Below are 20,117 nucleotides of genomic sequence, written 5' to 3'. Positions count from 1 at the left end.
GCGAAACCTTTTCTCTATTTGAGCGTAGAACAAAGGGGAATAAAAATTTAAATACATAGGGGAGGAACACATCATGTGGAAAAAAGGTAGCGCCCTTTTGGTAGCAGGTACGGTACTGCTGACCGGTTGTGCTGGCGAGGCATCCCTGGTGCGTGATTCTATCGTAGCGACAATTGACAAGCCAAACTATGATTTCGAAGGCTCTTTGAAGCTGACAGGCGACGTTGAGAAATTGCCTGAAGCATTCGGAGAACCGGCTGACAAAGAAGGACAGGCGTTGTTGTCCGCTTTGAAAGCAGGCGTAACAGTAAAAGGCTCCCAGCTGGATCTGGACACTGTGAAGTTTGAAGTAGAAGTAAAAGACGACAAGCTCCTGCGCGACAACAAGCTCTGGACAGGTGACAAAAAAGCATCCGTTGAAACGATCGTTGACGAAGATAAAGTCTACGTGAAGTCTCCGCTGGACAGCAAATACTTGGTAATCGATTCGAACTCATCCAATCCATTCATGGCTGAGTTTGGCGGCTCCGATGCTGCTAACGCGGCGAAGCTGAAAGAATACCAAGACAAAATGAACGACCTTACTTTCAACTTTGTGAAAAAGTATGTAAGTAAATACGGCTATACATTGGCAGACGCGAAAAACCATGGCAAACAATCCGTTACATTGCCGAACGGTGAAAAAGTAGAAGCGACTCATGTAACTGTAAAAATCGACGCAAAAGAATTGGTAAAAATGTTCTTCTTCACAGCTAACGATGCAGTAGCTAGCAAAGAAGTAAAAGATTTTGCGATCGATATGATGGTACTGACCACTTCCATGACAGAAGATCTGTACCCGGAACTGGGCAAGAAAACCACAGAAGCTGAGAAGCGCGCAAATGCGGAAGCGATGGTAAACGAAGGCATGGCTGAAGCGAAAAAATGGTTGGATGAAACAGGTAAAGAATACACACCTGAAAAAATCGTAGAAGAAATGAAAAAAGAAGGCTTCCACAAGCTCGCTTGGAACCTCGACTTCTACATCGACAGCAACAAAATGCCTGTGAAACAAACAAGCGATCTGAGCGTAACGTTCCAAGCGCCTGAAATGAAGCAAGCTGTAACAATCGGTCTGGCTGCTGATCAATATGCATACAACTTCGGAAAAGCAACCAAGTTCAATGCGCCAGCAAAAGATGCTGGTCTGACTGTAGAACAGCTGGTAAAAGATGAAAAAGCAATCAACAGCTTCAGCGACAAAGGCTTTGTTCGTCCAATCGCTGAAAGCATGGTTGATCAACAAAAATGGATGGAAGAAATGGCTGAGGATCTGGAAGCTGAAGAAGCAGCGACCACTACGAAGTAATATTTTCCCTCACGAAGAAAGCACGGCGCCTCTCGCGTCGTGCTTTTTTACGTACCGATGAAACTAGAGAATTTGGTGCTCTTCCAGGTATGTAAGAACAATCTGGACAGCTTCTTCAATCGTCTGCTTGTCACTCTCAATGACCAACTCCGCTTGAACAGGCTCTTCATACGGTGCTGAAATCCCCGTAAACTGATCAATCTCCCCGCTTCTCGCTTTTTGGTATAGTCCCTTCACATCCCGGCGCTCGCACTCTTCCAATGAACATTTTACGTATACCTCGATGAATTCTCCTGCCTCTACCAGATTGCGCGCAAGCTCCCGGTCTTCCCGATACGGAGAGATAAACGCCGTCAAGGTAATCACACCTGCATCCACGAACAGCTTCGCGACTTCGCTAATTCGGCGAATATTTTCCCGTCTGTCCTCTGCTCCAAACCCCAATCCGTGGTTTAAGCCGTGACGTATATTGTCACCATCCAGTACGTAACTGGCTAGCCCTCTTTGATGCAGTTCGTGCTCGACTGCATTGGCCAACGTCGATTTGCCCGCACCAGACAGCCCCGTAAACCATAAGACACAGCTTTTGTGGCCTGCACGCTTCTGACGGTCTTGTTTGTTTACCGTCGTTGGATGCCATACAATATTCGCGGTGCCCTCTCTACTCATCGTCTCTCTCCTCTCTTACAACTGCTTTCTTTTAGCCGCTTATACGGACACCGGTCGCAGTCCTTCGATCAATACCTGTGCGACCTCAGGACGGCTAAATTCTGGTGGCGGAGCGTCCCCGCGCGAAAGCATTTCCCTCACCTTTGTCCCGGACAGCGCGACATGATGCTCACTGTCATGCGGGCACGTTTTGGTGGAGGCCATGTTTTCGCAGCTCTTGCAATAAAAGCTGTTCTCGAAAAATAATGGCGTAATCCCTAGCTCCTCTGGCTGGAACTGGCGGAAAATATGCTGGGCATCGTACGTCCCGTAATAGTTGCCAACACCCGCGTGGTCCCGGCCTACAATAAAATGAGTGCAGCCGTAATTCTTCCTCACCAATGCGTGAAAAATTGCTTCCCGCGGTCCCGCGTAGCGCATGGCAGCCGGGAACACGGCCAACTCTACCCGGCTAGCCGGATAGTATTTTTCCAGCAATACCTGATAACTGTTCATCCGCACATCAGCAGGGATGTCATCTGCCTTCGTTTCGCCCACGAGAGGATTCAAAAAGAGACCGTCAACGATTTCGAGCGCTGATTTCTGAATGTATTCATGCGCGCGGTGGACGGGGTTACGCGTTTGAAAGCCGACAATCGTTTTCCAGCCCTTCTCGGCAAATCTTTCTCTCGTTTGTGCCGGATCGAAGTGATAGCTGGCAAAACGACCTTTTTCGGTGCGCTTTACCAACGTAATCGGGCCACCCAAATAAACGGCGGGACGCTCCAGCAGCTTTTTCACCCCGGGATGATTCGGATCGTCGGTGCCATAGACGAGCCGGGCCTCTCGCTCCTTGTCAGGTGAATAAATATCGGTGATCGCAAGAATGCCATATACCGAGCCTTGATGGCTCAACCGCACCTTGTCTCCGATCTGCAAGGCTCCTGCGACAGTGGTCGAAACCGGAAGCGTGATCGGAATGCTCCAAACGGTACCATCTTCCAGCCGCATCTGCTCAACGACAGAAATATAATCCGCCCGATCCAAAAATCCCTCAAGCGGACTGTAGCCCCCAATCCCGATTAACTCCAGATCTGCGAGTGCAAATGCATCTATCTCCACCTCATGCGTAGTCACCGACAGGTCTGCCTGTGGATCAAAACGGTTTACCAGCTCTCCCCCGTGAGGTTTCCCACTCATACAAAAGCCCCTCCTATCCTTGGTTTGTTCTTCTCTTTCTCGTTACCTTGCGAGATGCAGCCCACATTCCGTTTTCCCTGCTTGCGCCCAGCGCCCTGCTCTCGAATCCTCGCCCTCTTTTACAGGACGCGTACAAGGCGCGCAGCCGATGCTCGGATAGCTCTGGTCGTGAAGGGGGTTGTACGGCAATTCAAATGCTCGGATATACTGCCACACTTCCTCCGACTTCCAATGAATGAGCGGGCAAATTTTTAGCGACTGGAATTTTTCATCACGATTGATAAACTCGACATTCGCTCTCGTGGCAGACTGCTCTCTGCGTAGTCCAGACATCCACGCAACTGCTCCGGTCAGCACACTTTCCATCGGCTGTACTTTGCGGATATGGCAGCACATATCCGGCTGCCTGCTCCACAACTCTTCGCCATGAAGGTCTGCCTGCTGTGCCAGCGTGATGTCTGGCTGCTTGACCGTTAGCCGCAGCGCAGGATACCTTGCTCTCACCTGCTCAATCAAGCTGTACGTCTCGGAAAAGTGGAGATTGGTATCCAAAAAAGTGACCTTGGCATCCTTTTTCACATCGCTGATCATATCGAGCAGCACCATGGCCTCGGCTCCAAAGCTACACGAATAAATCAAATCATCTGAAAATGTCTTGTAGGCCCATTTGATGACATCTATGGTGTCGCCCTTTGTGAGACTTTTATTGATGGAATCGAGTTGTTCCTCTGTAGCTGATGCATAATTCAGCTGGCTCATATGCCCCCTCCTTGATCATTCAGCGTGCGATCCTTCCTGTGAACCAGTCGCCGACAAGACAAGAGTCTGCCCTTGCTTGGCATGGTCGCGCCACGCCAAAAGCTCATTTATATGGATCGCGCTGTCTGCATGGCTGCTCACGGTTTGCCAGCCCATTCCTCTCGCTGCATCTGCTGTTTCCTTTCCGACGCATACGATCGGTGTCTTTGACCAGACATCGCCAGCGAATTGCGCCAGCGCTGACAGCGTTTGAGCGTCATCCGTCGCTAGCCAGTCAAATGACAATCCTTCCTTTTTCGAACCGGGGTGCTTCTCCTCCCATTCGAGCGTGCCCGCTTGGATCACTTGAATCACCTTGCCGTGGTCCAGCGTAATTTTTTGCGGCTTCCTTGCCCCTGCGTAAAGCACCTGCTCTTCTTTTTCCAAGGCTAGCAGGTCGGGGAGTGCCAGCAGGGATGTGTTTTCTTCCAGCACCAAGTCCGGATATATCCCCCGTTTCTCGAAAGCATCAAAAGCCCGTTGTCCACAAACAGCCAGCTTGCTCGTCAAGCGCCGCACATCATAACGCTGTTGTCGCAAGGCAGAAGTAAAAAAGGCTACTTGCTGCTCATTCTCGAAGACGAGCCAACGATAAGTGGAAAGCTCTGTCATTGGTGTGTCAAACGTGCAGCGTTCGATCAAAGGAATCGGCATGACTTCGGCACCCAACTGTTCCAAAGCAATCACGAGCTCACTATTTCCTTCATCGCTCGCTCTTCTTGCCACAGCTACCCGTTTACCGAACAAGGGGCGTGATTCGTACCAGTTCAGCGATTCCCGCAAACGGACGACCTCACCTACAATAATGATAGCCGGTGCGGCAAAACGAGCCTGCTCGACTTCCTTATCTATCGTCCCAAGCTTGCCGATCAACGTCTCTTGCTCACGCACTGTCCCCCAGCGCACGAGAGCAACGGGCGTATGGGCGGCTTTTCCATGCGCAAGAAGGCGCTCCTTGATACGAGGCAAATTTTTCACACCCATGTAGATGACCAGCGTTTCCATCGAGGCGAGGGCTGCCCAGTCCGGCTCCTTTCCCGCATTTTTATCACACAAGTGACCGGTGACAAAAGCGACGGAAGAGTTGTAGTCACGATGAGTCAGCGGAATACCCGCATAGAGCGGAGCTGCCACCCCGGAAGTAATCCCTGGCACGATCTCAAACGGAATAGAATGGTCACGGCACATCTGCGCTTCCTCTCCTACCCGCCCGAACATGCTCGGATCCCCGCCTTTCAGTCGAACGACGTATTTCCCTTTTTGAGCTTCCCGGATGAGCAGGAGGTTGATCTCCTCTTGCGGCAATGTATGATGATCCGCTTCTTTCCCGCAATAGATGAGAGTGGCTCCCTTTTTTGCGTACGAGAGAAGCTGCGGGCTTGCTAGGCGATCGTACACAATCACATCCGCAAGGCGAAGCGACTCCATGCCGCGAATCGTCAGCAGCTTTGGGTCACCAGGCCCTGCTCCGACAAAAACGACTCTGCCTGTGTTCATTACGAATCCGTCCTCCTTGCTGCTTTTCCCCTTCACAGGAAGAGCCATCGTCCCATTATCCAAACTTTGAGGTCTCCACTACGTACCCGACTCCTTGGCGTCCGAGCGGCTTTTTTTCTACCAGACTCAGTTCTTTGATGCGAGGTGGCGCTATCGTATGTCGCAAGAGATTGTTCTCGGCTGAAGAGAAGGCTCGCTCATCCGTTTTGGCGATCACCACAACCGTCAGTAACCGCCCTTCCTCTAGCACGGCTTCCAGCTTGTAAAGATAGCTCTCTGTTTGTTCCTCTGCCATGACATGTCCCCTCCTAACCTGGCTATATTCCACACAGGGCATTACGCTGGTTGCAAAATGGAGTCTACCTGCGCCTGGATATGGGAAAGTCCTACCCTCTCCACGTAACGCCAGTATGGTTCGCCTTCCTGACGATCCGCCTTGTAGAGCGTAATCAATTGGGCGAGGAACGGACCGAGTCTGTCCACGGTAATCCGCGCATTGAGCTTGCGGTTGAATTGCGGCTCCTCCAGTGTCCCGCCTACATGGATGTCGAACGCCTCTACCATCCCGTTCGGTGTCTTGACCAATGCGCCTTGCAGGCCGATATCCGCAATCTGGCGCTGACCGCAAGAATTCGGGCAACCAATCATATGAATGCGCAGTGGCGTTTCGAGCACAACCGTTTCATCCAAATATTGAGCCAGCAAACGCATCCGCTCCTTGGTCTCCACGATAGCCAGATTGCAATATTCCGTGCCTGTGCAAGATACGGCATACCCGACAAATGTATTGGGCTGCAATTTAAAACGGTTCACAATCATCGGCTCATTGCGGAAAGCTGCGACCCTCTCTTCGGGAATGTTGCGAATCAGAACATTTTGGGTGTTACAGGTGCCAATCGTCCCATCGCCGTATTCGTCTGCCAGACGGGCCAGTTCATTTAATTCTTCTGCATTCATCCGCCCAACTGGAACAGACAAGCCTGCGTAGTACAGTCCTGCTTGGCTCTGCTCGTGAATGCCGTAAAAATATCCGCCATTCCAGCCCGAAGTTAATTCAATACCGCCGGACTCAAGCTCTCCAACCAACTCCATTAATTGCTCCTTGAATTTTTCTGCTCCCCAGTCAGCGACCAAGAACTTGAGACGTGCATGCGTGCGTTTTTGACGGTAGCCGAAATCGCGGAACAGAGTCGTAACTCCTGCCGCAACTTTGACGACCTCTTCTGGTCGGACGAAAACATTCAGCTGCTTCGCCAAGTATGGCTTCGCTGACAAGCCGCCGCCTACCCAGACGTGGAAGCCGATCACTTCCTCGCCTCCGATTACTTTTTTGGCCGGAGTGAAAGCCAGATCGTTGATTTGCGCATGCGCGGCGTTATGGATATTGGCCGAAATCGATATTTTGTACTTGCGTGGCAGATTAGAGAAGTCGCGATTGAGCAAGAAGAATTTTTCTAACTCCGCAACGATGGGACGCGTATCCAGCACTTCATGCGGATCAATTCCTGCCAGTGGGTTCCCCATGATTTGCCGCGGGCAGTCTCCACATGCTTCAAAAGAGGATAGTCCCGCTGATGCGAGCCGATCAAAAATGTCAGCGAGCGATTCTACCGTGAGCCAATGAAATTGCACGGCCTGACGTGTAGTCACATCCACCAGATCACGTCCATAATCTTCCGCGATTGTGGCGAGCACGCGAGCTTGTTCACTGTTCAAAATGCCTCCTGGTATACGCACACGCATCATGAAATGACCATCCTTTGGCCGCTGCTGATAGACGCCTGCCCATTTAAATCGATCCATATCAGAAGATTCAATCGATGCGAAGCCTTCTTTGGAATAGGTGTTTACGATCGTTTCGATGACGTCCAGTCCGTCTTTTTCCAGCTTCGTAAACTCCATTTTGTTGAGGGATGGATCAGCAGCCCACTTCCACTGCTTTCTCTCTGCCATGCTCGTACATGCTCCTTTGTGTGAAGATGTCAGTTACCAATGCCATTCGAATCGATTGGGTCATCCAGTCCGCAATCAGTGGGTGGGGCAAGTACGCACTGCCCTCATAGCGATAAGCCAAGCCCGCAAGCCGTTTCGGGATTGCTTGTCGCGTGAAGTAGCCCTGGCTGACGAACAGAGGAAGCACGAGGACATCCCCTTTTTGTGCCAGTAAACAGGCTTGTTCGTACAGCGTATCAGGTCTCAGTGTCGCATATCCGGCAGCGGCAAATGCATAGCGGTTTTGCAAGCGGAATGTCAGACGCAAGAGCAGCTTTTCCCAGCGCTCATGACATCCAGGCAAGTCACTGCCGTGCCCGACGAGCAACAAAGCCTCCTGACTAGGCAAGCGTGATAGACTTGCGATTCGCTCTGCCACGATCTGCTCGACATTTCCATGATCCTCCAATGGCGGACACCAGAGAATTCTTGCCTGAACCGGAACGCGAATCAGGTCTGTTTCTCCTGTCGGCCATGGGTCCAGTCCAAGCATCGCACGGATTTCCCCTACGTGATTGCTTCCTGCCGTGGCGAATAGCGGAACGACGACAATCGTTTTCGCTCCTGATGCTTCCAGACGTTTCACTTCATCGCTGATGCCTCGTCCTTCCACTCCTCCCAAGTAAGCTACCCGAATTGGCAAATCAGTGCGGCACTGCCAAACGGCTGATTCCACCAATGCCAACCAGTCAGGATCAGGTGAACCGTGAGCAATTACCAAAACAGCTGTTTTCGCCATCGGATAATCCCCTTATCCAAACTTATTTTGTAATTCATATATGTTTACTCGGAATTATAATTGGGATGGATTGCCTCGTCAATAACAAAATCAACTTTCACTTGAACATACTGTTTGGGACGTTGCTATAGGTGAGGGAAGAAGTTCATTTCCAGTCTGCGCTTCGGCCTATGCCCTGAACGGGGGATTGACTGTCCGCTTCGGAATAAATGGCGGGAGCGCTTCAAACGTAGAAGTTTCAGAGAGGCATTCCATAAGTGAAGCTTAAATTCCCCGCCATTTATTCCTACGCTTGGTCGGGCTCCAGAGGCGCTTTGACTGGAAATGAACTTCTTCCTACGCAGGTTTTTTACATTATGAAAGTGATTCAAAATGGAGAAGAAAAAAGCTGCCAGGCCTTTTGCCTGACAGCTCTCCCCTTATTCCTCACCCTTTTTCCTCGTTCGACGATACAGCAAATCCATACTTTCTTTAAGCGTCTCATACTCGCGCTCGGTCAAGTTTTCGATCTGCTGGATATTTGCGATCGCCTGCTTTTTAATCTCTTCGGTCAAGCGATCTTTCTCCTGGCTTTTGCTTTCATGTGTCTCTGTCCAATGCGTAGCAAAATTCGCCGTCAAAGCTCCAAGCATTCCGATCCCCGTTATCATCAAGATCGTCGCCATGATCCTTCCTCCTGCCGTCACAGGCGAAATATCCCCATAGCCGACTGTCGTGGTTGTCACAATCGACCACCACAACGCATCTGGGAAGCTTTTGATGTTCTCGTTTACACCGTATTCGAGCAAATAAATAGCAGTCGAGCTCCACAGCATGATGATCGTGACGACACCAAATACTTGACGCATCGGGCCTGATCGAATGATTCCCAACAAAAACGGAGAAGCTCGCACGATGCGAACCAGCCGAAGCACGCGCATGATTCTGGCTAAATACAAATACGAGTCCAATGGAATCATTGCGATCAGATCGAACCAGTTGGCGAAAACGAATTTTCGTTTGTCTTTCGCTCTCCATAGCCGGAACAAATACTCGACAATCAGCAAGATGATCAGCCCAGTGTCTACCTTGTCCATCAGTTCATCAGTCAACAGAGGATGATTAGAAAAGTCTGCGAACAACAGGATCGCATACGTAATCACAAGCATAATGATAAAAATCTCATACATGACGCGCCAGAACAAAAAGACTCCTCCCTGTGCTCATAAGTGCCTGTTCAAAATATGATCTGTTCTGCATCGAAAAAGAGGCGAGAACCTGAAGCGGGAGGAGCCAAATGTAGAGAACCTACATGAGCACCATACTTCGAAGGTGAACGCCTCTTTCCATGCTTAGTAGCTGATCAGCGCAGCCATCAACAAGCCCGCTGCAATACTCAACCGCGAAGCGAAAATACCGACGGATACGTTCCCGTTCGGAATTTCAGACACGACTTTAAATGGTGTGACCCATTCGAACAAATAAAAAATGATGACTTGAAATACCATTCCTACAATACCCCAGATGACCAAATCCCACAAGTTAACGGAGTGGTATACAGCCGAAGCGAGGACGATTGCCAAACCGATGATTTTGCCTCCCAAATCGTGCGAGGCTGCTTTTGCCGCTGCCATCTTCTTCGGATCGTCAGTCTGTGCTCCCTGCTTGATCAGATCAAACTCCTTGTAAGGAGTCGTAATCGCAAACACAAAAATCCCCACAGCCAATATCGGAATGGTCACTGCCAAATACGTTAAAAAGTTTACTACGTAATCCAATTGTCCCAACATGTAAGTTGTCCTCTCCTTTCGCTACTTGTCTATGCCGACCGGCAAATAATAGGATAGGTTGTTTGTAATCGGTCCTCCGACACGGGCTACAATTGCCGATGCCTCTGTGCCGATCCAAAAGGACCCCCAGAGCAGCCGTCCAGCATAAGCTCCTTTCATTGTCTGAACCGTTATCTCTGGAAGCTCTACCCGTTTCTGATAAATCATCGGCTGCTCCCAGTAAAACTCTTCCTGATCCTTCTCTTGCAGCGTACCATCTGATGCAAACAGCATGACGCCGCCACCTTCCCGCCCAAAAATCGGCTTCGTGACGTAGTCCTCCCTGCCTGCAAACCGATTTTCAAAATAAGTCGGCAGCATGTAAGCTTCGATGATCACGTGCTCCTCTTCTGTGAAAAACTCATTCGCCTCATGCAAGTTCCAGATGAGCGCCTGCAAAGCCTTCGTCTGAATGAGAAACGCAGAAGGAGGATTAATAATGGCCAGCTTTTTGCGGGCAATCAACGAAAGCACATGCTCACCAGTCCGGTAGCCATCTTCATCCTGTTCTGCCGCCAGCTTTTCCAAAGCATGCAGACGGTACAGCACATCGACTGGCAGTAGCTCCTCATTCTCCTTTACATAGAGACGATCTTGCCAAACACGCAAATGCTCCAAAGCGGCAAACCGGGCAGACAAACCCGATTGGTTCAGTAAGTATAATGTCGTTCCCTTGTCTTCCTCATGCCAGTCGAGCGAGCTAAACCAGATAGAGTCCGTATCATAGCCCTGCGCCCGATAAGCGTCGACCACCTTGCTGAACGCTGAACGCAACTGCCGCTCCATCCCTTCATTCGGGTCCTCGCGCAGGAAATGACGACAAGCACGACCGTTCACATAAAAAGCCTCGACGATTCCTGTAGGGGTATCACTGTTGCACTCGAGCATCTTCAATCCTTCTGTCGTCTGGGCAAAATCAAAGCGTCCAATCACAGTCGGCATTGTTTGGGAAACGGCGACCCTGACTGCCTGCAAAGCCTGCTTTGGCACTCCTAGTTCCAGCAACAGGGAGTCCTCTGCACGCTGCAATACCGGAACGACCTTTGTAAAGATTTGCCCAAGCCGCTCGGTTGCCATCGCGATTTCCTCTCGAAAGGAGGGAGAGATCAGGTGGATATCATGAAGCGCATATTCCTCGCCATACATCCAATCCCAGGTAAATACGCCCTCTTCCCGCATCGGGCTGTACAGCGCCTCTCGTTCTCGTCGGTAATGGTCTTCCACTTCTCTCACCTCACCCGGAGCTGGAATAGCCCGAGCTGCCGATTCCGCCCTTAGAGCTGCTCGTGCTTATCCCACTCGATACTCCGGATTTGCTCTTGTAAGACCTGTAAGTGGAGCCAGAACCTCCGCTACTACTGCTGCTATCGTCACAATAGCCGTCATTGTCGTTATCGTAGCAATCATCATCATAGTCGTCCCCGGAAGAACAACCGCTGATCGCAAGTGCAGCCGCGACGAACAGACCGACTACTTTCTTCGATTTCGTTTGTGCCATTTTCCTTCCTCCTACACTGGCTTCGCGTAGTAAACATAAACCTGCCGATCTTCATCCACCTCGGCCGATGTCTTTTCCCATTCGCGTCCATTCACGTACAAATAGTCGCTTTGCAAATGCAAGAGAGCATCGTCATCGTCCTTGAAATAAAACGTGTGTACCAGCGGATAAATGCTTGCATTTTCTTGATATTCACGCATTTCGATCTGAATGCTGCCCCAGCGTGCAGTCACAGCCTCCGCATAATCGACAGCCTGCTCTTCTGTAGAGCGCTTGACGTAAATCACATACGTGCCGTTTTCGATTGCACAGGACGTCTTTTCATAAACAACATGCCCCTTCACCAAATAATCGCAAGCGAAACGCAAGGAGACCTCATCTTTGTTCACGTTGTCGTAGTAAAACTGAACAGGGAATCCCCTCGCCTCATCCAGCAGCCGATATTCCATTCGTGCCATTTTTCTCACCTCTTTTACCTATCATAGAATAGCAAATCATACGCAACAATTTTATACGTCCGCCGAAACATTTGGTTGCCAATAAATGAAAAGAAATCCAGCAAAGCCATAAACCGCTACATAAGTCCTGCTTCTTTTGTTCCTGTTACTGTCGAATCATACCGCGAATCGTTTCATGCAAATGCCCGTTGCTCGCCACCAATGAAGGAGTGTGATCTTGTTGGAACGGCTCATGCTGATACGGTTTTCCAGACCAGTCCGTAATCGTTGCACCCGCCTCCTGGGCGATGACAATTCCGGCGGCTACATCCATAATATTGGATCGCTGCATCACGACATAATCGAGCCATCCGTTTGCCAGCAAGCACCAATCCAGCGCAGGCGCAATATTTCGCATGAGACGCTTGGTCTGGAAAACAAACGGTTCTGTGAAAGCCATCTCTTCTTCCTTCGTGACCGTATCGCGTCCACGGATGTACGTACCGACTGCACGTGTAAGGTCTTGGCGGTTATTGACGTTCAATCGTTTTCCGTTCAAATAGGCTCCTTTTCCTTTTTCCGCCCAAAACATTTGACCCGCTACCGGATTGTAGACGACGCCTAGCACCAGCTCGCCCTTGTGCTGCAACGCAATCGAGATCGAGAAATACGGGTAGCCGATAAAATAGTTATTTGTTCCATCTAAAGGATCGATAATCCACAAATACTCTTCCTCACGGGAAACCATTCCAACCTCTTCAGAAAAAATGGTATGTGTCGGGAAGTGGCGATGCAGTACTTCAATGATGCGTTTTTCACTGCCTTTATCCTCTGGCAGCTTCACGTCGTTATGCAATTCCTCATCGGGCACGAGCTGTTCGAGAAAACGTTCCTTCAAAAACGCACCCGCGACACTTGCTGCTTCTTTTGCAATTTCGATCATGTCATTTCGCTCCTTATTTTTGTATGGAACAACCTTTCACTTGCACTTTCACATGGAACATTACTATCATAGAAAGACACCCGAAGGAGGGGGATAAACATGAATACCGACTTCATTCGGCTGAAAAATATGGAAGGTGAACTCAAATTCACCCAAATGAACAATAGCTACGGCTTCTCTGTTACCACAAAGGAGCTTGTTCTTTTCAAGCCACACATGACCTACCATTTGTTTTTGCAGGATATCATCAGCATGGTCCCGATGAAGCTGAACGCTACCCCTGTCACGTTTCGGCATCAGAGTGAGACCGTTCATGCCTCATTTGGTTCCGATTACTACAAGCTGACCGCCAAGTGGGCACGGATTGTTTCCCGATCCGGTATCGTCGAAAAAGAAAACATGGAGTTTATCGTACCGCTTTCAGCCAAAATGCTCACTTATATTTCGGAATACAGCGGTCTCGTTGTCATCAAATAACACCGTCACCCCTCGCTCTCACCTTTTTGGTGTGGAGCGAGTTTTTTTATTTCCGATCATTTCTGGATAGCACAATGAACGTTCCTGTACCGTGGGCGATCCGCCTATTCCGATCATCGTAGACACTGCCCTCCATGACGACCAACGTGTGTCCGCGATGCAAAAAGCTCGCTTCTGCGCGCAGCCGCTCCCCTATTCCCGGAAGCAAATAATTGAGCTTTAGCTCTGTCGTCACTGCATACTGATTGGGTGGCAAGGACCGATTGATCAAGGAGCCCATCGCTGAATCGATCAAGGTCGCGAGAATTCCTCCATGAACAACTCGACCTGAATTGTGCATAAAAGGGGTCAGAGGCAATTCGAAGCGATATGACTGCCTTTCTTCGTCTATGAACTCTCCCTTTAACCCAAGAAACCCAGAGATAAAAGCGCTATTCCGTTCCCGCTTCTGATGAATTGCCTGAACAGCCAGCTCGAGAATACGACGCTCCTCTTCATTCCCGTCCGACCAGATGTTTTTTAATTCATCTAACATTTTGTTCACTCCAACCAAAATAGAATTGATTCTTCTATTTTATCCCAAACAAGCTGATTTCGCTATGATTCCTAAGCTTATGCCAATCGAGAGCAGCTGTCCGAACCATTCGAGACTGAGCAAATGTTCAGACTTTTACGGTTGTTTCTGTTATTAAAAATTGATAAGATAGTTCAAAACATAAGACAGGCATTATCCGTATGGGAAGGGAGTTTTTCAAATTGGCCAGACAACGAAGTGACATGATCAAAAAAGGATTCGACCGCGCACCGCACCGCAGCTTGCTTCGTGCAGCAGGTGTAAAGGATGAGGATTTCGATAAACCGTTTATCGCTATTTGCAACTCGTACATCGACATTATTCCAGGTCACGTGCACTTGCAGGAGTTTGGAAAACTGGTCAAGGAAGCCGTTCGTGCTGCTGGCATGGTTCCATTCGAATTCAATACGATTGGTGTTGACGACGGAATCGCAATGGGACATATTGGGATGCGCTACTCCCTCCCGAGCCGCGAGATCATCGCAGACAGCTTGGAAACCGTTGTCGCTGCTCACTGGTTTGACGGCATGATCTGTATTCCGAACTGTGACAAGATCACGCCTGGGATGATTATGGGTGCACTTCGTGTCAACATTCCAACCGTATTTGTAACCGGTGGTCCTATGAAAGCCGGAAAAACGAGTGATGGTCGCTCCATCTCGCTTTCCTCCGTATTCGAGGGTGTCGGCGCTCACCAAGCAGGTTTGATCAACGACGAGCAACTCGAAGAGCTGGAGCAATATGGATGCCCAACTTGTGGTTCCTGTTCCGGTATGTTTACAGCGAACTCGATGAACTGTCTGCTCGAAGCCATCGGTTTGGCTCTGCCTGGCAATGGTACGGTACTCGCAGTCTCTCCTGAACGTCGCGAGCTGGTACAATCATCTGCTGAAAAACTGAAAAATCTGATTGAACGCGACATTAAACCACGCGACATCGTGACACTCGAGGCAATCGACGATGCATTCGCACTCGACATGGCGATGGGTGGGTCAACCAATACCGTTCTCCATACACTGGCTATTGCACAAGAAGCAGGCATCGAATACCCGATCGAGCGCATCAACGAAGTAGCGAAGCGCATTCCGCATATTTGCAAGCTGGCTCCTTCCTCCGACTATCATATCGAGGATTGCCACGAGGCAGGCGGCGTATCAGCTGTTCTGAAAGAAATTGCGAAAAAAGCAGGCGCGATCCATCCAGACCGCATCACCGTCACGGGCAAAACCCTTGGCGAAAACATCGCTGACGCTGAAATCCAAAACGATCAAGTCATTCGTCGCCTGGACAACCCGTACAGTGTTTCCGGCGGACTCGCTGTTCTGTTCGGCAACTTGGCAGAACAAGGCTCGATCATCAAAACAGGCGGTGTCGATCCTTCTATTAAAAAGCACGAAGGTCCAGCCATCTGCTTCGACTCCCAAGAGGAGGCTCTGGCAGGAATCGCTGCTGGCAAAATCAAATCCGGTCATGTTGTCGTCATCCGCTACGAGGGACCTAAAGGCGGCCCAGGTATGCCAGAAATGCTGGCTCCTACCTCACAAATCGTGGGTATGGGCCTCGGTAAGGAAGTCGCGCTCGTTACAGACGGACGCTTCTCCGGTGCTTCTCGCGGGATCAGTATCGGTCACGTGTCTCCAGAAGCCGCAGAAGGCGGTCCAATCGCCTTCGTACAGGACGGAGATATCATATCAATTGATCTCGAGGAGCGCACGATCCAACTGCACGTGGATGAGGCTGAGCTGGCTCGCCGCAAAGAAGGCTGGAAAGAATTCGAGCCGAAAGTAAAAACTGGTTATCTGGCTCGTTACTCCAAGCTGGTAACGAATGCGAGCATGGGTGGTATTTTGAAAATCTAGCACACTGCTAGCATACAGACCAAAGCCCTTGTCTTTGTGGAAGACTCCACAAGGCAAGGGCTTTCGCATTTTTTACAAGATTTGCATTCCTCGATTCTCGCAACAAATTGCGTTGCCAGACGTATTAGTAAGTAGAGAGCCAGACGAGTAGATTACAAGACTCGCCGTGCCGAAACGAAGCGCTTCTCCCAGGACGTGCCTTTAAAGGTCGAATACGTCACTCCTGGTTTTCCATATGTATGTAAGAGTTTATTGTTGCCTGCATAAATCGCCACGTGTGTAATCCGTTTGGACGTCGTCGTCGTACTCGCCTTAAAGAACACCAAGTCTCCCTTTTTCAGGTTGGCCTTGGACACACTCGTTCCTTTCTTGGCTTGATCGCGAGAAGAGCGCGGCAAGCTCTTGCCGACTGCAACTTTAAATACGCGCTGTGTAAAGGAAGAGCAATCAAATACGGCTGTGGTATTACTGCTCGCGCCGAATTTATAAGGAGTACCCAGATACTTTCTTCCCGTGGCAATGACCTTGTCCGCCCTGGATTGCGACCATGCAGCCTCGGCTACATTTTGCTCTTGCGGCAGTGGAGCGACAATCGCTGTGACTCCCATTACTACTCCCATTACGATTCCGATGAGGGCTTTATGTAATTTCATGCTGTTCATCCTCCCTTTTCTTGTGAAAAAGATCCCTGCTCAACAAGGGACCATTTTATGCAAAGTTTGGCTGACCTCTCACTTGTTCTCTACTTTACCAAAGCTCACCCTCTATGAAATTACCAAAAACTTACCAAAAACTATTTTTTCTACTGGATATGATTACCGCTTGACGCCTTCGCGCTTGATTTAACAGGCATTCCTCAAATTTTCAGTCTATTTTCTTGCCATAAAGTCCCTCCTAAATTGGCAAAATTTATCCAACCCCGATTTGTTCAAATCCGCGCCACGCGTGACTTTCGTCCTAGTCCCATTTACAAAAAACCCCTTTTCACTCCTTTTTCACGTAATCTGCATCTGGAATCTCGCTTCCCTTTCTTCTCTCTCTACTTGCAACTAGCAGGGAGTCATCGTAAAGTAGATAGGAGTTCGTTTTGAAGGAGGCACATATGCGACTGCGTAACATTCCAGGTGCCGAAGCGGCCCTGAGAGAATATCCGACGTTTGTAGACAATCCCCTTTCCTATAAAGGAAATTGGAAGGAACGCTTCGGGAATAACAACCCGATTCATGTGGAGATCGGCTGTGGAAAAGGACGTTTCATTAATACATTGGCCGAGCGTCACCCTGACATCAATTTCATTGCGGTTGAACTGAAGGCGGAGGTCGTTCTGCGTGCGGTCCAGCGTACGGAGTACAAAGCTGTTCCGAATCTGGCCTTTGTCCAATACGACGCTTCCAAGTTGACCGACTTGTTTGCCGATCATGAAATTTCTCGCATCTATCTGAACTTTAGTGATCCGTGGCCAAAAACCCGTCACGCCAAGCGCCGTCTTACTTACAAAAGCTTCTTGAACACCTATCGTCAGGTACTTGTGGCAGACGGCGAGATTCATATGAAGACAGACAACGAGAACCTTTTTGAGTTTTCACTCAACCAATTCGCTGCGGAGCGCTTCCAGATGCGCAATATCACCTTTGACCTGCACCAGTCCAAGCTAGCGGCAGATAATGTGATGACGGAGTACGAGGAGCGCTTTTCTTCTCGCGGGCAGCGTATTTATCGGGTGGAAGCGAGCTGTGTGATTAAGTAGGCCCTGGTTTGAGTCAACATAGGGGAGGAGAAGAAAAAGCACAGTTCTCTTCGGGTCCCCTTTTGGAAGTTCCGACTGGGTGGGCGTTGTCAAGGTCTGCGAGATCTGTGCTTTTTCTTCTCGCCAGCTTTGTTGGTTCATCGGTACTTTCTTAAATGCCAATCTAATACAAAAAGACCCTCCGCACTCTCAAGTAGGCTCGAACCTTACTTGCGGGCGCAGAGGGTTTTTTATTCTTTTTGCCGTCCAACGCTCTTGTATACGCGCTCTGGACGTCCGACGACACCGTACGAAAGGTCTGCGATGGCGTCTCCTTTGGCTACTAAATATTCTAGGTATCGCCTTGCTGTTGAACGGCTAATGCCTGTTTCTTTGCTGACCAAATCCGTCGTAGCCTCCTGCGTCTGCATGAGAAAGCCAGAAATCTTGTCCAACGTAATTTGATCAATACCTTTGACTGCCCTTGTCTCGGTTGTCTTCTTCTGGCCTGTCCGGGCAATGAGCTCATCGATTTGGGCTTGACTGATTTGATCGGTGTCTTTTTTCCAATCACTCACCTTTTGCCTGAACTCCTGATAATTCCGTAACGTTTGTTGCAGGCGAGCAAAGATAAGCGGCTTGGTAATAAAATCGAATACGCCGTAGCGAATCGCCTCTACAACCGCATCCACTTCTTTGGCAGCTGTCAGCATGATGACATCTGTTGCAGGGAACTGCTCCTTTATGATCGACAAAAAATCGAGGCCGTCCATATCCGGAAAATAAATGTCGAGCAACACGAGATCGGGCTGCAAAATTTCCATTTGGTCCTTGGCCTCTTGCCCATTCGTGGCAATGCCAATCACCTCGTACCCCTCCACTTTTTCCACGAAGCGTCGGTTTACCTCTGCAATTCTCAGGTCGTCTTCAATAATGAGTACCCGTATCACCTTTAACGGCCTCCTTCCGTTCTGCCGTGCGTGCATCTTTTGGTATCGTCACGGTAAAAATCGTTCCTCCCGCCGGATTTCCCGTATGCGTAATGTTTCCGTGTACGTGTAAGACAGCTTGTTTGACTAAATGTAAGCCGTAGCCATGATTGGGTTGTGATTTCGTAGAGAAGCCCAGCTCAAAGATTCGTTCAGCATTCTCTTCGGAGATGCCTGGTCCGCGGTCCTCTACCTCTATGAGCAAGACCTCTTCCACATTGAGCAAAAAGATCGTAATTTCTGGTGCAAATGCCCCTGGAGCTTTTACAGCGTCCATCGCATTATCTATCAAATTGCCGAGAATGACAATCAGCTGTGAGCGATCGATCGAGGCAGGAATGTCACGGAAGTTGCTTTCCGGATCAATCTTTAATTCCACTTTGCGTTCGTTGGCTTGATTCAGCTTCCCGAGCAGCAAGCCACCTATCAGTGGGTCGGGGACTTCTTGCATAATAAACGTCGTATTGTGGACATGCACATTTAACTCAGAAGAAATCGTTTCAATGGCTTCCTGATACGATTCGAGCTGGATAAGTCCTGATATGAGATGCAGCTTGTTGGAATACTCGTGCGTCTGGGAACGAAGGACTTCCGCGTACTCCTTCACCCGTGACAGCTCCTGTGTGACCTCGAACAGCTCGGACCGATTGCGAAAGCTCGCTACAGCACCCATAACATGGCGCTCCTTATCCATAATCGGGACGCGGTTCACGACTAATACGTGCTCGTCCACATTCGTTTCGCGGTCAAATTCGGCTTTCCCTGTCTGAATCACCTCATGAAGGCCCAGCGAACGAACCAGCTCGTCCTGTTTGTCCATGATACTGTCTTTATCCTTCGCTTGCCCCAGCATATGGAGGGCGGTCTGATTCGCGAGCGTGATCGACCCTTCCTTGTTGACCGCCACGATGCCTTCGCGAATCGATTCCAGCACAGCTTGATTTTCCTGATACAATCGCCCGATCTGTTCTGGCTCCAAACCAAATATGGCTTTCTTTACATTCTGTGAAAGAATGAGTGTAGCCACCACACCCAAGAGCAAGGTGACGATACCGATGACGAAGATTCGATTGCGATACGATTCGATCGTTTCATTTATATCCTCAAACAAAAAGCCGACAGAAACGACTCCCATCACCTTTCCTTCCTCATCATAGATCGGAGTCTTTCCTCTGAGTCCGGGGCCTAGCGAGCCGACTGTCTCAGAGATGATGGATTGCCCCTCAAATACTGCCTCATTGTCGCCTCCCACCATCTTTTTGCCAATCTGCTCTGGTTCAGGATGTGAATAGCGGATGCTTTGCAAATTTCCTACTGTTATAAATGCCGCATTCGTGTCCACGCGTATTTTTTCCACGATTGGATTGATAATCTTGGCAGGATCTTCTGCGTCAAATGCCTGTTTGATCTCGGACATTTGCGCGACGGTCTTGGCGGTATGCAGCGCTCGCGTCCCGATCTCATGCTCCAATACGCCCGCCAGCATCTGTTCAAACATCGTACCGAGTATGACAATCACACCAAATAGGAGCGAGCAAATAATCAACATCAGCTTGCTGTGAAAACGCACATTGTCCCCTCCTC

The 20,117-nt window shown here is 49.6% G+C and carries 21 protein-coding genes; 4 read left to right on the top strand and 17 right to left on the bottom strand.

The annotated features are described in order from the left end of the window. Positions 1-73: 73 nt before the first annotated feature. Positions 74-1,348, top strand: a complete 1,275-nt coding sequence (locus EL268_RS08770) for a hypothetical protein (RefSeq protein ID WP_106654615.1) — start codon at positions 74-76, stop codon at positions 1,346-1,348. A 63-nt stretch (positions 1,349-1,411) separates the two neighbouring features. On the opposite strand, the gene cysC is transcribed toward EL268_RS08770, so the two are convergent. The 13 genes from cysC to EL268_RS08700 all read right to left on the bottom strand — a co-directional run bounded on the left by cysC (position 1,412) and on the right by EL268_RS08700 (position 12,908). Further along, a complete protein-coding gene (gene cysC, locus EL268_RS08765) occupies positions 1,412-2,017 on the bottom strand; it encodes an adenylyl-sulfate kinase (RefSeq protein ID WP_106654488.1) in 606 nt (201 codons plus the stop codon). 39 nt (positions 2,018-2,056) lie between these two features. After that, positions 2,057-3,196, bottom strand: a complete 1,140-nt coding sequence (sat, locus tag EL268_RS08760) for a sulfate adenylyltransferase (RefSeq protein ID WP_106654487.1) — start codon at positions 3,194-3,196, stop codon at positions 2,057-2,059. A 42-nt stretch (positions 3,197-3,238) separates the two neighbouring features. After that, on the bottom strand, positions 3,239-3,955 hold the full coding sequence (locus tag EL268_RS08755) for a phosphoadenylyl-sulfate reductase (RefSeq protein ID WP_106654486.1): 717 nt from the start codon (positions 3,953-3,955) through the stop codon (positions 3,239-3,241). Between the two features lie 15 nt (positions 3,956-3,970). Next, complete coding sequence (cobA, locus tag EL268_RS08750) at positions 3,971-5,491, bottom strand: uroporphyrinogen-III C-methyltransferase (protein ID WP_106654614.1); 1,521 nt, start codon at positions 5,489-5,491, stop codon at positions 3,971-3,973. A 55-nt stretch (positions 5,492-5,546) separates the two neighbouring features. Next, positions 5,547-5,786 carry a DUF3906 family protein gene (locus EL268_RS08745; protein WP_106654485.1) on the bottom strand — a complete coding sequence of 80 codons (240 nt, stop codon included), beginning with the start codon at positions 5,784-5,786 and terminating at the stop codon, positions 5,547-5,549. A 41-nt stretch (positions 5,787-5,827) separates the two neighbouring features. Continuing rightward, positions 5,828-7,444 (bottom strand): nitrite/sulfite reductase, encoded by a 1,617-nt coding sequence (locus EL268_RS08740; protein ID WP_106654484.1) that lies wholly within the window; start codon positions 7,442-7,444, stop codon positions 5,828-5,830. Further along, positions 7,410-8,222 carry a sirohydrochlorin chelatase gene (locus EL268_RS08735; RefSeq protein WP_106654483.1) on the bottom strand — a complete coding sequence of 271 codons (813 nt, stop codon included), beginning with the start codon at positions 8,220-8,222 and terminating at the stop codon, positions 7,410-7,412. The genes EL268_RS08740 and EL268_RS08735 overlap by 35 nt, the downstream gene beginning before the upstream one ends. A 419-nt stretch (positions 8,223-8,641) precedes the next feature. After that, positions 8,642-9,406, bottom strand: a complete 765-nt coding sequence (locus tag EL268_RS08725; RefSeq protein WP_106654482.1) for a potassium channel family protein — start codon at positions 9,404-9,406, stop codon at positions 8,642-8,644. Between the two features lie 147 nt (positions 9,407-9,553). Continuing rightward, the gene (locus EL268_RS08720) at positions 9,554-9,991 is read right to left on the bottom strand and encodes a DUF350 domain-containing protein (RefSeq protein WP_106654481.1); all 438 of its coding nucleotides are present in this window, start codon (positions 9,989-9,991) and stop codon (positions 9,554-9,556) included. 21 nt (positions 9,992-10,012) lie between these two features. Further along, on the bottom strand, positions 10,013-11,254 hold the full coding sequence (locus EL268_RS08715) for a glutathionylspermidine synthase family protein (RefSeq protein ID WP_106654480.1): 1,242 nt from the start codon (positions 11,252-11,254) through the stop codon (positions 10,013-10,015). Between the two features lie 10 nt (positions 11,255-11,264). Then, a complete protein-coding gene (locus tag EL268_RS08710; RefSeq protein WP_106654479.1) occupies positions 11,265-11,528 on the bottom strand; it encodes a hypothetical protein in 264 nt (87 codons plus the stop codon). Positions 11,529-11,539: 11 nt separating this feature from the next. After that, positions 11,540-11,986 carry a hypothetical protein gene (locus tag EL268_RS08705; protein WP_106654478.1) on the bottom strand — a complete coding sequence of 149 codons (447 nt, stop codon included), beginning with the start codon at positions 11,984-11,986 and terminating at the stop codon, positions 11,540-11,542. Positions 11,987-12,131: 145 nt separating this feature from the next. Next, on the bottom strand, positions 12,132-12,908 hold the full coding sequence (locus EL268_RS08700; protein ID WP_106654477.1) for an inositol monophosphatase family protein: 777 nt from the start codon (positions 12,906-12,908) through the stop codon (positions 12,132-12,134). A 99-nt stretch (positions 12,909-13,007) separates the two neighbouring features. Between EL268_RS08700 and EL268_RS08695 the strand changes: the two genes are divergently transcribed. Further along, positions 13,008-13,385, top strand: coding sequence for a hypothetical protein (locus EL268_RS08695; RefSeq protein WP_106654476.1), 378 nt, complete (start codon positions 13,008-13,010; stop codon positions 13,383-13,385). Positions 13,386-13,431: 46 nt separating this feature from the next. Here EL268_RS08695 and EL268_RS08690 read toward each other — a convergent pair whose 3' ends face one another. Beyond that, positions 13,432-13,920: a PaaI family thioesterase gene (locus tag EL268_RS08690; RefSeq protein WP_106654475.1), complete on the bottom strand. Its 489-nt coding sequence runs from the start codon at positions 13,918-13,920 to the stop codon at positions 13,432-13,434. Positions 13,921-14,141: 221 nt separating this feature from the next. Here EL268_RS08690 and ilvD point away from each other — a divergent pair, with 221 nt between their 5' ends. After that, the gene (gene ilvD / locus EL268_RS08685; protein ID WP_106654474.1) at positions 14,142-15,818 is read left to right on the top strand and encodes a dihydroxy-acid dehydratase; all 1,677 of its coding nucleotides are present in this window, start codon (positions 14,142-14,144) and stop codon (positions 15,816-15,818) included. A gap of 152 nt (positions 15,819-15,970) precedes the next feature. Here the strand turns inward: ilvD and EL268_RS08680 are convergent, their stop codons facing one another. Beyond that, positions 15,971-16,471 carry a C40 family peptidase gene (locus tag EL268_RS08680; protein WP_106654473.1) on the bottom strand — a complete coding sequence of 167 codons (501 nt, stop codon included), beginning with the start codon at positions 16,469-16,471 and terminating at the stop codon, positions 15,971-15,973. A 449-nt stretch (positions 16,472-16,920) separates the two neighbouring features. Here EL268_RS08680 and trmB point away from each other — a divergent pair, with 449 nt between their 5' ends. Then, positions 16,921-17,565, top strand: a complete 645-nt coding sequence (trmB, locus tag EL268_RS08670) for a tRNA (guanosine(46)-N7)-methyltransferase TrmB (RefSeq protein ID WP_047071745.1) — start codon at positions 16,921-16,923, stop codon at positions 17,563-17,565. Positions 17,566-17,795: 230 nt separating this feature from the next. On the opposite strand, the gene EL268_RS08660 is transcribed toward trmB, so the two are convergent. Beyond that, positions 17,796-18,494 (bottom strand): DUF977 family protein, encoded by a 699-nt coding sequence (locus EL268_RS08660; RefSeq protein ID WP_106654470.1) that lies wholly within the window; start codon positions 18,492-18,494, stop codon positions 17,796-17,798. After that, positions 18,472-20,103, bottom strand: a complete 1,632-nt coding sequence (locus EL268_RS08655) for an ATP-binding protein (protein ID WP_429789406.1) — start codon at positions 20,101-20,103, stop codon at positions 18,472-18,474. The genes EL268_RS08660 and EL268_RS08655 overlap by 23 nt, the downstream gene beginning before the upstream one ends. Positions 20,104-20,117 lie beyond the last annotated feature (14 nt).

The sequence above is a fragment of the Brevibacillus brevis genome, assembly GCF_900637055.1.
Lineage (GTDB): Bacteria > Bacillota > Bacilli > Brevibacillales > Brevibacillaceae > Brevibacillus > Brevibacillus brevis.
Note: the sequence above shows the minus strand (reverse complement) of the source record. Positions and strands in the feature narration are given on the sequence as shown.